14 protein-coding genes are annotated in these 11,466 nt (G+C 71.1%); 9 read left to right on the top strand and 5 right to left on the bottom strand.

Annotation, left to right across the window (positions count from 1 at the left end):
* Together AIIKEEIJ_RS32905 and AIIKEEIJ_RS07270 are read right to left on the bottom strand one after the other, a co-directional pair.
* Positions 1-207: NAD(P)-binding protein (locus tag AIIKEEIJ_RS32905; protein ID WP_161995310.1), on the bottom strand; the 207-nt coding region annotated here is incomplete at its 3' end.
* The gene (locus AIIKEEIJ_RS07270) at positions 204-782 is read right to left on the bottom strand and encodes a TetR family transcriptional regulator (RefSeq protein WP_161995309.1); all 579 of its coding nucleotides are present in this window, start codon (positions 780-782) and stop codon (positions 204-206) included. The genes AIIKEEIJ_RS07270 and AIIKEEIJ_RS32905, both read right to left, overlap by 4 nt.
* A gap of 197 nt (positions 783-979) precedes the next feature.
* On the opposite strand from AIIKEEIJ_RS07270, the gene AIIKEEIJ_RS07265 reads away from it, so the two are divergent.
* From AIIKEEIJ_RS07265 to AIIKEEIJ_RS07250, 4 genes are all read left to right on the top strand, one after another.
* Complete coding sequence (locus tag AIIKEEIJ_RS07265; protein ID WP_029547195.1) at positions 980-2,146, top strand: acyl-CoA dehydrogenase family protein; 1,167 nt, start codon at positions 980-982, stop codon at positions 2,144-2,146.
* Positions 2,147-2,195: 49 nt separating this feature from the next.
* Complete coding sequence (locus AIIKEEIJ_RS07260; RefSeq protein WP_161995308.1) at positions 2,196-3,719, top strand: long-chain-fatty-acid--CoA ligase; 1,524 nt, start codon at positions 2,196-2,198, stop codon at positions 3,717-3,719.
* Between the two features lie 25 nt (positions 3,720-3,744).
* On the top strand, positions 3,745-5,085 hold the full coding sequence (locus AIIKEEIJ_RS07255; RefSeq protein WP_161995307.1) for an MFS transporter: 1,341 nt from the start codon (positions 3,745-3,747) through the stop codon (positions 5,083-5,085).
* Between the two features lie 250 nt (positions 5,086-5,335).
* Complete coding sequence (locus tag AIIKEEIJ_RS07250; protein WP_161995306.1) at positions 5,336-6,181, top strand: PhzF family phenazine biosynthesis isomerase; 846 nt, start codon at positions 5,336-5,338, stop codon at positions 6,179-6,181.
* A gap of 48 nt (positions 6,182-6,229) precedes the next feature.
* Here AIIKEEIJ_RS07250 and AIIKEEIJ_RS07245 read toward each other — a convergent pair whose 3' ends face one another.
* Positions 6,230-6,571, bottom strand: coding sequence for a DUF3703 domain-containing protein (locus AIIKEEIJ_RS07245; protein ID WP_072634159.1), 342 nt, complete (start codon positions 6,569-6,571; stop codon positions 6,230-6,232).
* 340 nt (positions 6,572-6,911) lie between these two features.
* Between AIIKEEIJ_RS07245 and AIIKEEIJ_RS07240 the strand changes: the two genes are divergently transcribed.
* Complete coding sequence (locus AIIKEEIJ_RS07240) at positions 6,912-7,346, top strand: hypothetical protein (RefSeq protein ID WP_161995305.1); 435 nt, start codon at positions 6,912-6,914, stop codon at positions 7,344-7,346.
* Positions 7,347-7,463: 117 nt separating this feature from the next.
* On the opposite strand, the gene AIIKEEIJ_RS07235 is transcribed toward AIIKEEIJ_RS07240, so the two are convergent.
* Positions 7,464-7,856 carry a hypothetical protein gene (locus AIIKEEIJ_RS07235; RefSeq protein WP_072634157.1) on the bottom strand — a complete coding sequence of 131 codons (393 nt, stop codon included), beginning with the start codon at positions 7,854-7,856 and terminating at the stop codon, positions 7,464-7,466.
* A gap of 246 nt (positions 7,857-8,102) precedes the next feature.
* Here AIIKEEIJ_RS07235 and AIIKEEIJ_RS07230 point away from each other — a divergent pair, with 246 nt between their 5' ends.
* Genes AIIKEEIJ_RS07230 through AIIKEEIJ_RS07215 form a run of 4 tightly spaced genes read left to right on the top strand, consistent with a single transcriptional unit; the run spans position 8,103 to position 10,655 of the window.
* A complete protein-coding gene (locus AIIKEEIJ_RS07230) occupies positions 8,103-8,792 on the top strand; it encodes an energy-coupling factor ABC transporter permease (RefSeq protein WP_050034501.1) in 690 nt (229 codons plus the stop codon).
* Positions 8,789-9,151, top strand: coding sequence for a PDGLE domain-containing protein (locus AIIKEEIJ_RS07225; RefSeq protein ID WP_006945654.1), 363 nt, complete (start codon positions 8,789-8,791; stop codon positions 9,149-9,151). Before AIIKEEIJ_RS07230 ends, AIIKEEIJ_RS07225 begins: the two co-directional genes overlap by 4 nt.
* Positions 9,148-9,906, top strand: a complete 759-nt coding sequence (gene cbiQ / locus AIIKEEIJ_RS07220) for a cobalt ECF transporter T component CbiQ (RefSeq protein ID WP_161995304.1) — start codon at positions 9,148-9,150, stop codon at positions 9,904-9,906. Before AIIKEEIJ_RS07225 ends, cbiQ begins: the two co-directional genes overlap by 4 nt.
* The gene (locus AIIKEEIJ_RS07215) at positions 9,903-10,655 is read left to right on the top strand and encodes an energy-coupling factor ABC transporter ATP-binding protein (protein ID WP_029547190.1); all 753 of its coding nucleotides are present in this window, start codon (positions 9,903-9,905) and stop codon (positions 10,653-10,655) included. Before cbiQ ends, AIIKEEIJ_RS07215 begins: the two co-directional genes overlap by 4 nt.
* 6 nt (positions 10,656-10,661) lie before the next feature.
* On the opposite strand, the gene AIIKEEIJ_RS07210 is transcribed toward AIIKEEIJ_RS07215, so the two are convergent.
* Positions 10,662-11,402 carry a DUF6390 family protein gene (locus tag AIIKEEIJ_RS07210; protein ID WP_161995303.1) on the bottom strand — a complete coding sequence of 247 codons (741 nt, stop codon included), beginning with the start codon at positions 11,400-11,402 and terminating at the stop codon, positions 10,662-10,664.
* Positions 11,403-11,466: the final 64 nt, after the last annotated feature.

Here is an 11,466-nt window from a genome sequence, read left to right as displayed (position 1 = left end):
GAACGAGTACAGCGCGCTCGGCACGTCGCAGGCCGCGCCCGGGTAGGTGTTCACCCGCCAGGTGCCGCCGACGTCGTCGCCCCGCTCGATCACGAGGACGTCGGCGCGCGGGTGCTCACGCAGCAGCGTGGCCGCCATGCCGATGCCCCCGAAGCCGGCCCCCACGACGAGCGTGTGGACGTGCGGCGGGAGGGTCACGATGCTCACTTCATCACCAGTTCCTTCCAGACCGGGAGCAGCCGCTCCCGGATCTCACGATCCGATTCGGGAGTACGCATCAGGGCGGCGACGGCGAGGCCGCGAGCCAGCTCGATGCTCAGGTCGATTCCGTCGGGGCCCATCCGGTCCCCCATGATCTCGAGGCAGCCGACCCGCAGCGCGTCGGAGACCTTGCGCTCGAGGGGGATCACCGCCTCGTGCAGGGTGGGATCGGTCCGGGCGGCCACCCACAGCTCGAGCGCGGCGTGGAACAACGGTCCGCGGAACGCGTCGGTGAGGACGTCGAGGCCACGCTCGGGGTCCGGGCTGGCCTCGAGGATCTCCGTGAGGCGCTTGTCGACGAGGTGCTCGACCGCGGCGACGACGAGCGATTCCTTGGTCGGGAAGTGATGCAGCTGCGCACCCCGGGATACCCCGGCCCGTTTGGCGATGACCTGGGTGGTGGTGCGCGCGTAGCCGAGTTCGACGAGCGAGCCGACGGCCGCGTCGAGGAGTTTCGCCCGGGTCACGGCGGTGCGCTCGGCCTGCGTGCGCCCCGTGCCCGTGGATGTGGTTCGAGTCACAAGAACGGACGGTAACAGCAAAACAACAAACAGTCCAGACTGCTTGCAAGTTTTTAGCCGAGACACATATCCCCAGCTGAGGGCACCGCCCACCCGGAAAGCAGATGGAATTCAACCGTTGACTATTTCAATCATTATTGGTCTACTGTGATCTGCGCGACAAACCACGAGGTCGCAGAAGGAGGACCGCCGTCTCCATGAGTGCCGTGTCGCTCGAACGCACCATCTACGAACCCGACCACGCCGCGTTCCGCGAAACCGCGCGACGCTTCGCCGAGCGCGAGGTCGCCCCCCACCTCGAGCAGTGGGCCGCGGCGGGCCGCGTCGACCGCGAGCTGTACCGGCAGGCCGGCAAGCTCGGCCTGCTCGGTGTCGCCGTGCCGGAACGGTTCGGCGGCGGGGGCATCGACGATTTCCGGTTCGGCGCCGTGCTCATCGAGGAACTCGCCCGCGTCGGCGCCCAGGCCGTCACCATGGGCTTGTCGGGATTCAACGACCTGGTCGCCCCGTACTTCACGGCCCTCGGCACCGAGGAGCAGAACCATCGCTGGCTCGCCCCCATGGTCGCCGGTGAGGCGATCGGCGCGATCGCGATGACCGAACCCGGCGCCGGCAGCGACCTCGCCGCCGTCGCCACCACCGCGATTCCCGACGGCGACCACTTCGTGCTGAACGGCAGCAAGATCTTCATCTCCAACGGCCTGCTCGCCGACACGATCATCGTCGTCGCGAAGACCGATCCCGCCGCCGGGAAGAACGGGGTGAGCCTGCTCGTCGTCGAGGACGGCATGCCCGGGTTCACGAAGAACGGCCCGCTCGACAAGGTGGGCCTGTCCGCGCAGGACACCGCCGAGCTGGTGTTCGACGACGTCCGCGTGCCCCGCGCCAACCTGCTCGGCGAGGAGAACCGGGGCTTCGGCTATCTGCGGCACAACCTGCCGCAGGAGCGGCTCAGCATCGCGGTGACCTCCATGGCCCTGATGACCCGCACGTTCGAGACGGCGCTGCGCTACGCCACCGACCGCACAGCGTTCGGGCAGCGCATCGCCGACTTCCAGGCCAACCGCTTCTACCTCGCCGAACTGGCCACCGAAATCGAGATCGCGCAGGTGTTCGTGGACCGTTGCATCCTCGACGCCGCCCACGGCCGGCTCGACGAGGTGACGGCGGCGATGGCCAAGTGGTGGGTCACCGAACTGCATCTGAAGGTGGTGCACCGGGCCGTGCAGCTGCACGGCGGCTACGGGTTCATGAAGGAGTACGACGTCGCCCGTGACTATCTGGACTCCCGGGCCGGGACCCTCTACGGCGGCACCACGGAAATCATGAAGGAGATCGTCGGTCGCCGGCTCACCCGGACGTAGTCGCTTCGGCCACAGACCATCCCGCATCCCAAGGCATCGAGGAGATCCCGTGCTCAATCAAGGTACCGGAACCTGGCCGCACCGACGCGCCCGGCAGGCCCCCGACGCGGTCGCGCTCGACTTCCGCGGCACCACCGTCACCTACCGCGAACTCGACGAGCGGGTCACCCGGCTCGCCCACGCCCTGCGCGCCCGGGGTATCGGCCCCGGAGACCGGGTCGCGCTGCTGTCCGCGAACCACCCCGCCTACCTCGAGGTGCTGTTCGCCGCCGGCCTGCTCGGGGCCGTGTTCGTGCCGCTCAACGCCCGGCTGACCACCCCCGAGGTGGAGTACTGCCTGGCCGACTCCGGCAGCGCCGTGCTGATCCATTCCGCCGCCCTCGCGGACGTCGCCGACGCGGCCGCCACCGCGGCCGGCACCGCCCGGCGCGTGGTCCTCGACGGGGCACCCGACGGCCGGGCCGTCGGCTACGAGGAGATCATCGCGACCGCCCCCGCCGACCGTCTCGACGTCCCGGTCACGCACGACGACCCGTGCTTCATCATGTACACCTCCGGCACCACCGGCCGGCCCAAGGGCGTCGTCCTCACCCACGGCAACGTGGTGTTCGCGGTGATGAATCCGATCGTCGATCTCGACTTCCTCTCCGACGAGGTGGCCCTGGTCGCCGCACCGCTCTTCCATACCGCCGCCTTGAACTTCGTCGCCCTGCCGACCCTGCTCAAGGGCGGCACCGTGATCGTCGAGGAGGGCTTCGAGCCCGGCCGCATCCTGCACCTGATCGAAACCAAGAGGGTCACGTACTCGTTCGGGGTGCCCACGATGCTCGACGCGATGAGCACCCACCCGAACTGGAACCGCACCGACCTGAGCTCGATCCGTCGCTGGATCGTCGCGGCCGCACCGGTACCGCCACGGACCCTGCAGACCTACACCGCCCGTGGCGTCCGCCTCTGCCAGGGATACGGATTGACCGAGACCGGCCCGGGCGCGCTGATCCTCACGCCCAAGGACGCCGAGCGCAAGCTCGGCACCGCGGGCGCCCCGCACTTCTTCACCGACGTGCGCGTCGTCGACCCGGACGGCACCGAGGTCGCCCCCGGCGACCGCGGCGAGATCCAGATCTCCGGCCCGAACGTGATGCGGCGGTACTGGAATCGACCCGACGCCACCGCCGAAGCCTTCACCGGCGACGGCTGGTTCCGATCCGGCGACGTGGGGGTTCCCGACGAGGACGGCTTCGTCACGATCGTCGACCGGCTCAAGGACATGATCATCTCGGGTGGCGAGAACATCTACCCCGCCGAGGTGGAGGCCGCCATCCTCGACCTGCCCGGCGTCCTCGGCTGCGCCGTCTTCGGTGTGCCCGACGAGAAGTGGGGTGAGGTGGGCCGGGCCGCCGTCACCCTCGCCGACGGAGCCACCCTCACCGAGGACGAGCTGTTCGCCTTCCTCGGCGAGCGCCTCGCGAGGTACAAGATCCCCAAATCCCTTCTCGTTCTCGACGAGATCCCCCGCAACGCCACCGGAAAGATCCGCAAGGACAAGTTGCGCGAGCAGTACGCCCACTGACCCGACCGCCACGGCAGGAGCTCCCATGACCGTCACCGCATCCGCGGACATCACTGCGGCCCAGAGAAAGAAGGAAGTTCGACGCGTCGTGCTGTCGAGCTATCTGGGCAGCACCATCGAGTTCTACGACTTTCTGCTCTACGCGACCGCGGCAGCGATCGTCTTCGCACCCGTGTTCTTCTCGGACCTGTCCCCGCTCGCCGGGACCATCGCGTCGATGGGCACGTTCGCCGCGGGCTACCTGGCCCGTCCTTTCGGCGGCGTCGTCTTCGGGCACTTCGGCGACAGGTACGGCCGCAAGTCGATGCTGCTGATCTCCATGACGGTCATGGGCGTCGCGTCGTTCCTCATCGGCCTCGTCCCGCCGGCGTCGGCGATCGGATCCTGGGCCGCAATCATTCTCGTGCTGCTGCGCGTGTGCCAGGGCATCGCCGTGGGCGGTGAGTGGGGCGGCGCGGCGCTCATGTCCCTCGAACACGTCGGCGGGCGGGGGCGCGGCTTCGCCGCCTCGTTCACCAACGCCGGCGCACCCACCGGTTCCCTGCTCGGCACCCTCGCCCTGGCGCTGGTGGCGCTGCTGCCCGAGGACGACTTCCTGTCGTGGGGCTGGCGCATCCCGTTCCTGCTGTCCGCGGTGATGCTGGCCGTCGGCCTGTTCGTCCGGGCCCGGGTGTCCGAGAGCCCGCTGTTCCGGGAGGCGATGGCCAAGCAGGTCGAGGTGGACGCCACCGCGGTCGACAGGCGGACCCCGCCGATCCTGAGCATCCTGCGCCGTCCCCGGAACCTGCTGCTCGTCGCCCTGGGGTGCATGGCCAGCTTCGGCATCCAGACCATGTTCACCACGTTCGCCATCGGGTACGCGTCCCATTCCGGGGTGACCCGATCGCAGGCGCTCCTGGCGTTCGCCGTCTGCCAGTTCGTCGCGATCTTCACCCTGCTCGGATTCGCCCGCCTCTCCGACCGCGTCGGCCGACGACCGGTGATGCTCTTCGGTCTCGGCGCGTTCGTCGTGCTGATCGTGCCGATCCTGGCGCTGCTGTCGTCCGGCAACGTCGCCCTGGTGACGCTCGGGTTCGTGCTCGGCTTCGGCGTCTGCCAGTCCGCGACCTACGGTCCGATGGCGGCGTACATCGCCGAGCAGTTCGGCACCGCGGCCCGGTACACCGGCGCCTCGCTCGGCTACCAGGGCGCGACACTGCTCGGCGCGGGCTTCACGCCGGTGATCCTCGCGTCGCTGCAGGCGGCCGCCGGCGGCGGCACCGGCCTGGTCGCGGCGTTCATGATCGGGCTGGCAGTCCTGAGCGCGGTGTTCATCCTCCTGGCGAAGGAGAGCAAGGACCGCGACCTGAGCACGTACGAGCACTGAATCCTCGAACCGTGAAGGGCGCGCAGGGACTTCCCTGCGCGCCCTTCGTCGTTCAGCGCCGCAGTCGTTCAGCGCCGCATCGGCACGTGATCGATGCCGGCCTCGAGGTGGTTCGGACCGATGCGGGCGAGCGTCGCGGAACGGATGGTCCGCACTGAGCCCGTCGCAGGGTCGCCGGCGTATTCAGATGCGCCCCGCCGGCGCCGCGACCACAATCGTCGGGACGGAACCGACGAAGGAGACACAGCCGATGGTGCAGCCACGTTCCCGGAACTTCGCGCAGGTCGACGTGTTCGCCGCCGAGCCGTACCGGGGAAACCCGGTCGCGGTCGTCCTCGACGGCGACGGCATCCCCGACGAGGCGATGGCGCAGTTCGCGGCGTGGACGAACCTGTCCGAGACCACGTTCGTTCTTCCCCCGACGACCCCCGAGGCCGACTACCGGCTGCGCATCTTCACCCCCGGCGCGGAGATCCCGTTCGCCGGCCATCCCACGCTCGGCTCGGCGCACGCGTGGCTCGAGGCCGGCGGCGTGCCGAAAACCCCGGGCCTTCTCGTCCAGGAATGCGGAGCCGGACTCGTCGAACTGCGCCACACCGACGAGTCGGCAGCGTTCCGCGCCCCCGAGCTGGTCCGTCGCGGCGACCTCGACGAGGACCACCTGGCCCGCATCGCCCGTGGCCTCGAGATCGCGCGCGAGCGGATCGTGGCCCACAACTGGGTCGACAACGGGCCCGGCTGGGCTGCGGTCCTGCTCGAGTCCGCGCAGGACGTGCTCGACCTCGAACCCGACGACCAGCACATGCGCGACCTGATGCTCGGTGTCGTCGGCCCCTACCCGCCGGGATCGCCGCAGCAGTTCGAGGTCCGCGCCTTCGCCGCGCCCGTCGGCGTCAAGGAGGACCCGGTGACGGGAAGCCTCAACGCCGGCCTGGCCCAGTGGCTGATCGGCGCCGGCATCGCGCCGGCCGACTACCGAGCGAGCCAGGGGACGCGCGTCGGCCGCCGCGGCATCGTGACCGTGCACTCGTCGGGCGACGAGGTGTGGATCGGCGGACACAGCACGACGTGCATCCGCGGGACCGTGCACCTGTAGGAGCCGGTCGTGAGCGGGGTCCGCTCCTCCGAACCCGGGGGTGGGCGACTACGCCGACAGCGCCCGGGCCAGATCGGCCGGAACCGGCATCGGGGTCGTCAGGCCGGCGGCGACCCGTCCGGTGTTGCCTTCGGGATACCGGCCGGTCATCGAACCGGGAGCAGCGACGACGATCCGCACGACCTGCCCGAGGGCCTCGCGGCGGTCACGGCAGCGCAGCGCCAGGGCGAGCATCGCGACGTGATTGCAGGTGTGCAACCACGGATCCGGCTGGGACAGGATGTGCGCCCGTTCGAGGTGGCGCCACCGTTGCTGCGGGTCGCCGGCAGTTTTCGACGCGGCCATCTCCCGGCGGTAGAGATCCCGGGCGGCGGTACCGATGCGCGGCATGACCGATCCTTTCGGTGAACGTTGTCGAGCGCGAGTTGTCAGCAGCATTCCTCGGTCTCGGCCGCCGAGCAAGAACGGGCCGCCACGGGTCGATCGTTCACACACGTCCGTGGCCGGAATTCCCGCTCCCCCTCTGCGCAACGAGTGATCCGAGGACGGTCAGGACTGTAGTGACCGCAGCGCGGGTGCGGCCCACGTGGTCGTCTTCGTCGTCGCTCTCGCAGCGACGGCCCTCGTCCTCACCCTTCTCGCCGTGACGAAGGACGGCCGGCGTCCCCGTCGCCGCAGGCGCCACTAGGATCGGCGATCAGGTGCCGCTCACAGCAGTCGAGGACGGGTGATGGAAACTCTCGCACGCTACGTGGAACTGTTCGTGCCGATGCTCTGGCTCGGGATGGTGCTCGCCATCTCCTTCCTCGAAGCACCCCTGAAGTTCCGGGCGCCGGGAATCACCATCCCCCTCGGACTCGGTATCGGTCGCCTGGTGTTCCGGGCGCTCAACACGGTGGAGGGGGTCCTCGCCCTCGTGCTGATCGGGGCGTGCCTGGTCTCGTCGCCCGGCACGACCGGGTGGATCCTGCTCCTCGTGACGGTGGCCGTGCTGGCGGTCCAGGTGGCGGTGATCCGCCCGCCGCTGACGCGCCGCTCGAACCGCATCCTCGCGGGGGAGGACGCACCCCGCTCGAAGGTGCACTACGCCTATGTGGCGCTCGAGATCGTCAAGGTCGCACTGCTGATCGCGCTGGCGATCGTGCTGGCGCGCACGTTCGTCTGACGCCGCCCCGGCGCACCGGGCGCGCTGGTCCGCCCGAACAGCGCGCGTCCTCGGCGCGGTGCACCCTCGCCCGGTGGGCGGGGCCGGCCCCTCGTCGTCACCTCGGGTCGTGTCGGCTCACCCGGCGGGCCGCTCCTCGGTCGGCGACGTCGTGGCGCCACCCGGGGTCTCGGAGGGCTCCGCCGACTTGCGGGTCTCGTCGGCCACCGGCCGTCCGGCACCCCCGGTGCTCGCCTCTCCCCTGTCGTCCGGCGCGGGACGGACATCCCCGCGCTCCGTCCGCCCCTCGTAGGGCGGGACGACCGCGTCCGCATCCCCGACCGTCGTGGTGTGCCCGGGTCGGTGCGACCCCGCGTCGCCGGGGTCGGCGGAGATCATCTCGTCGTCCTCGAACGCGCCGGCGGGGCGGTCCGCGGGCCCTCCTCCGGGGCCGGTGGAACCCATGTCGCGCGAGCCGGGGGCACCCCGCTCCGACTGCGGCTCCTCTTGCCTTCCGGTTCCGTCGTTCATCGCTTCTCCTCGGGGATTCGAGCATTCCGACGAATGGACCCCCTCACTCCATCCGAGCACGCGGCGCCGCGTTTGTCGACAGTCGATCTCGCCGGGGAGACGGCAGGACGCCCCACTGCGGACCGCGCCGCACGAAGGTCCCGGCGGAACGGGACGAACCGGCCCGACGGCCGAAAGACTGTTCAGTTGTTCAGGTGGGCAGCTAGAATCGCGTCGACGCATCCTCACGCCTCGGAGGTTCTTCCGATGGACGTCGTAGCCATGCACATGAGCGACGGTCTGCTCGACGCGCGGACCTCGCTGGCGTTCTTCGTCGTCGCCGCGCTCGGCCTCGCGGTGGCGCTCCGCAGGGCCCGCTCCGAGCTCGACGAGCGCACCGCTCCCCTGGCCGGCCTCGTCGCGGCGTTCGTCTTCGCCCTGCAGATGATCAACTTTCCGGTCCTGCCGGGGGTGAGCGGGCACGTACTCGGCGGCGCGCTCGCCGCCGTCCTGGTCGGTCCCGCGACCGCCGCCCTGTGCCTGACGGTCGTGCTGGTCGTGCAGTCACTGCTCTTCGCCGACGGCGGTCTCACCGCCCTCGGCGCCAACGTCACCAACATGGCCCTGCTCGGCGTGCTCGCCGGGTACGGCACGGCCGTGGCGCTGCGTCCGCTGCTGCGCCGGTACCCGTGCGGACCGGCCCTCGGCGTGATCTCTTTTGCCGCAGCGCTGGTCGCGACGGTCGCCGCGGCGACCGGGTTCCTGGTCGAGTACGCGGTCGGCGGCACCGCCGGGTCCGCCGGCACCGTCGCTGCGTTCCTGCTCGGCACCCACGTTCTCATCGGCGCCGGTGAGGGACTCGTCACCGCCGTCACCGTCGTCGCGGTGGCACGGGCGCGGCCCGACATCGTCCATCTGCTCCGCCCGCTGCGGCCGCCGACCCGGGCACCGGCATGACGCGCCGGCGTCTCCTGATCCTGTTCGCGGTGGCGGCGTTCCTGTGCGCGGGGATGCTGTCGTACCTTGCCGATTCGAGCCCCGACGGCCTCGAGGCCGCGACCGCGCGGGGGTGTGCCGTGGTCGAAGTCGACGGTAGCGCCACGGTCACCGGGGAGTGCCTTGCGGGTGAGGCCACCGATCATCCGTGGGACGCGGGTCCGCTGGCCGGTTACACGGTCGGCGGCCACACCGGATCCACCGGCGTGGCCGGGGTTCTCGGCGTCGCCGCGACCTCGGCGGTGGCCGCCGCGCTGTTCCGTCTCCTCGTCCGTCGACGGGGCGCATCCGGGAACAGGACTCCGGGAGCGCGGCCGTGACCACCGCGCTGCGGGGCGGGCCTGCACGCGCGACGACTGCTGTGCACCGCCTGCCCACCGAGGTGAAGATCGTCGCCGCAACGGCATTCGTCTTCGTCGTGGTCGCCACTCCGCGCGAGGCGATGTGGGCCTTCGCCCTCCATTTCGCGGTCGTCGCGGCGATCTGCGCACTCGCCGGGATCCGCTGCGCCTGGCTGGCGCCGCGCATGTCGATCGAGGCTCCGTTCGTCGCGCTCGCCGTCCTGCTCCCGTTCGCCGAGGCCGGCGACCGGGTCGACGTCCTGGGGTTCTCCCTGTCGGTTCCGGGCCTGTACGCGGCGTGGGGCATCCTCGTCAAGGGCACCCTCGGGGTGCTCGTCTCCCTCGTCCTCGCGGCCACCACCCCGGCCCAGGACCTGCCCGCCGGCCTGGCCCGCCTCCGGGTTCCGGCACTGCTCACGACGGTGGCGTTGCTCATGCTGCGCTATCTCGAACTGCTTGCCGCCGAGGCGAACCGAATGCACCGTGCCCGGATCTCCCGCGGCGACGACCCACGCACCCTCCACCGCATCGGAGCGACGGCCCGGGGAATCGGGGGGCTGTTCGTCCGCGCCTACGAGCGCGGTGAGCGGGTGCATCTGGCCATGCTCTCCCGCGGATTCACCGGTGCCGTCCCGGCCTTCGGTCCTCCCGCCACCGCGATGGCCTGGGCTGCGGGCCTGCTGCCGGCCGCCGTCGCCGGTGCCGTCTGCGCCGCCGCCTGGGTGACGGCATGACCGCGGAGCCGGCCGTGCTGCTGACGGGGGTACGGCACGTCCACCCCGACGGGCACTGCGCCCTCGACGGCATCGACCTCGCCGTCACCGCCGGTGAGCGGGTCGCGGTCCTCGGCCCGAACGGCGCCGGCAAGACCACCCTGATGCTGCACCTGAACGGCGTACTGGCGCCGTCGTCCGGGACCGTCCGGATCGGCGGGCTGCCGGTCGCGCGGAACACCCTGCGTGAGATCCGGCGACGGGTCGGACTGGTGTTCCAGGATCCCGACGACCAGTTGTTCATGCCGACCGTCGCACAGGACGTGGCGTTCGGGCCCGCCAACTTCGGCGTTCCCGCAACCGAACTCGACGCCCGGGTCCGCGAGGCCCTCGAGGCGGTCGGCATGACCGAGCACGCCGGCCGCAACACCGCGCATCTGTCCGCGGGTCAGCGTCGACGGGTCGCCCTCGCCACCGTGCTGGCGTGCCGGCCCGACGTTCTGGTCCTGGACGAGCCATCCACCGACCTCGATCCCGTCGCCCGCCGGGAACTGGCCGAGGTCCTCCTCGGCATCGACGCCACCCTGTTGCTGGTCACCCACGACCTGCCGTACGCCGCGCAGGTGTGCAGCCGGGCCGTGATCGTGAGCGACGGACGACTCGTCGCGGACGGTCCGATCACCGCCCTGCTCGCCGACGCCGACCTGCTCGCCGCGAACCGGCTGGAACTGCCGTGGGGATTCACCCTGCCGGAGACCGACCCGCGCTGAGCGCCGTCACCCCGCGGCGAGCCGGCCGTTGGTGCGGTCGAGCTGCCGCACCGTCGCGGCCTCCAGCCGGCCCACCTCCTCCTCCTCGAGCCGGTCGCACAGGAAATCCCAGTGCAGCGCAACATGTTCGCCGAGCCGCAGTCCCGGCACGAACACACCCGCACCGGTGCGGCGCCGTACCATCTCGGCGCGTTCCGCGCCGAGACGCAGGCGGGCACCGTCGAACTCGAGCCGGCGGCTGCGCACCGTCGCCGTGTCGGGTCCGACGTCGACGACGGTGCCCCAGCGGATCCTGCAGGAATCGAGAACCTGGACCGGCTGGGGCATCCCGGTGGTCAGCAGTCGCGACCACGGGTACACCCCCAGCACGTGGAACGCGTGCGTCGGGGCCGCCTCGGCAAGCAGTTCGGGTGTCAGGTGGGTCCAGTAGTGCCCCGCCTGCGTGCCCAGCCGCTCGAGCAGCCGGGTCCCGAACTCCACCGGATCGATCCGGTCCGTCAGGGCGTTGCCGGTCCAGTAGGCGCGCACCACCTCTGCGTCGAGGGGGTCGGTCCGGCCGGCCAGGGCCGCGATCAGCTCCTGGTAGGGCCATGCTCCGGTGAACCGCCGGGCGGCGGCCACGACCGCCGCGCCGTCGCCGTGCCCGCACGCGGCGGCCTCGAGGGCCGCCGCCCCTGCCGGGCCGCAGTAGCCCAGTGCGTTCGGCGCATGGGCGTAACGGGCGAAGAGCCGCTGCCCCTCCGTCACCACTGCCCCTCCGTCACCACTGCCCCTCCGTCACCACTGCCCCTCCGTCACCACTGCCCCTCCG

Source organism: Rhodococcus sp. YH1 (assembly GCF_009939605.1).
GTDB lineage: Bacteria > Actinomycetota > Actinomycetes > Mycobacteriales > Mycobacteriaceae > Rhodococcus > Rhodococcus aetherivorans.
This window is presented reverse-complemented; position numbering and strand designations above follow the sequence as displayed.

What these genes read in the sequence shown, in the direction of transcription:
- AIIKEEIJ_RS07265 (WP_029547195.1), top strand. Translation starts at nt 980, where the DNA reads ATGAGTGCCGTGTCGCTCGAACGCACCATCTACGAACCCGACCACGCC.
- AIIKEEIJ_RS07245 (WP_072634159.1), bottom strand. Translation starts at nt 6,571, where the DNA reads ATGCCGCGCATCGGTACCGCCGCCCGGGATCTCTACCGCCGGGAGATG.
- AIIKEEIJ_RS07240 (WP_161995305.1), top strand. Translation starts at nt 6,912, where the DNA reads ATGGAAACTCTCGCACGCTACGTGGAACTGTTCGTGCCGATGCTCTGG.
- AIIKEEIJ_RS07250 (WP_161995306.1), top strand. Translation starts at nt 5,336, where the DNA reads ATGGTGCAGCCACGTTCCCGGAACTTCGCGCAGGTCGACGTGTTCGCC.
- AIIKEEIJ_RS07230 (WP_050034501.1), top strand. Translation starts at nt 8,103, where the DNA reads ATGGACGTCGTAGCCATGCACATGAGCGACGGTCTGCTCGACGCGCGG.
- AIIKEEIJ_RS07215 (WP_029547190.1), top strand. Translation starts at nt 9,903, where the DNA reads ATGACCGCGGAGCCGGCCGTGCTGCTGACGGGGGTACGGCACGTCCAC.
- AIIKEEIJ_RS07255 (WP_161995307.1), top strand. Translation starts at nt 3,745, where the DNA reads ATGACCGTCACCGCATCCGCGGACATCACTGCGGCCCAGAGAAAGAAG.
- AIIKEEIJ_RS07235 (WP_072634157.1), bottom strand. Translation starts at nt 7,856, where the DNA reads ATGAACGACGGAACCGGAAGGCAAGAGGAGCCGCAGTCGGAGCGGGGT.
- AIIKEEIJ_RS07225 (WP_006945654.1), top strand. Translation starts at nt 8,789, where the DNA reads ATGACGCGCCGGCGTCTCCTGATCCTGTTCGCGGTGGCGGCGTTCCTG.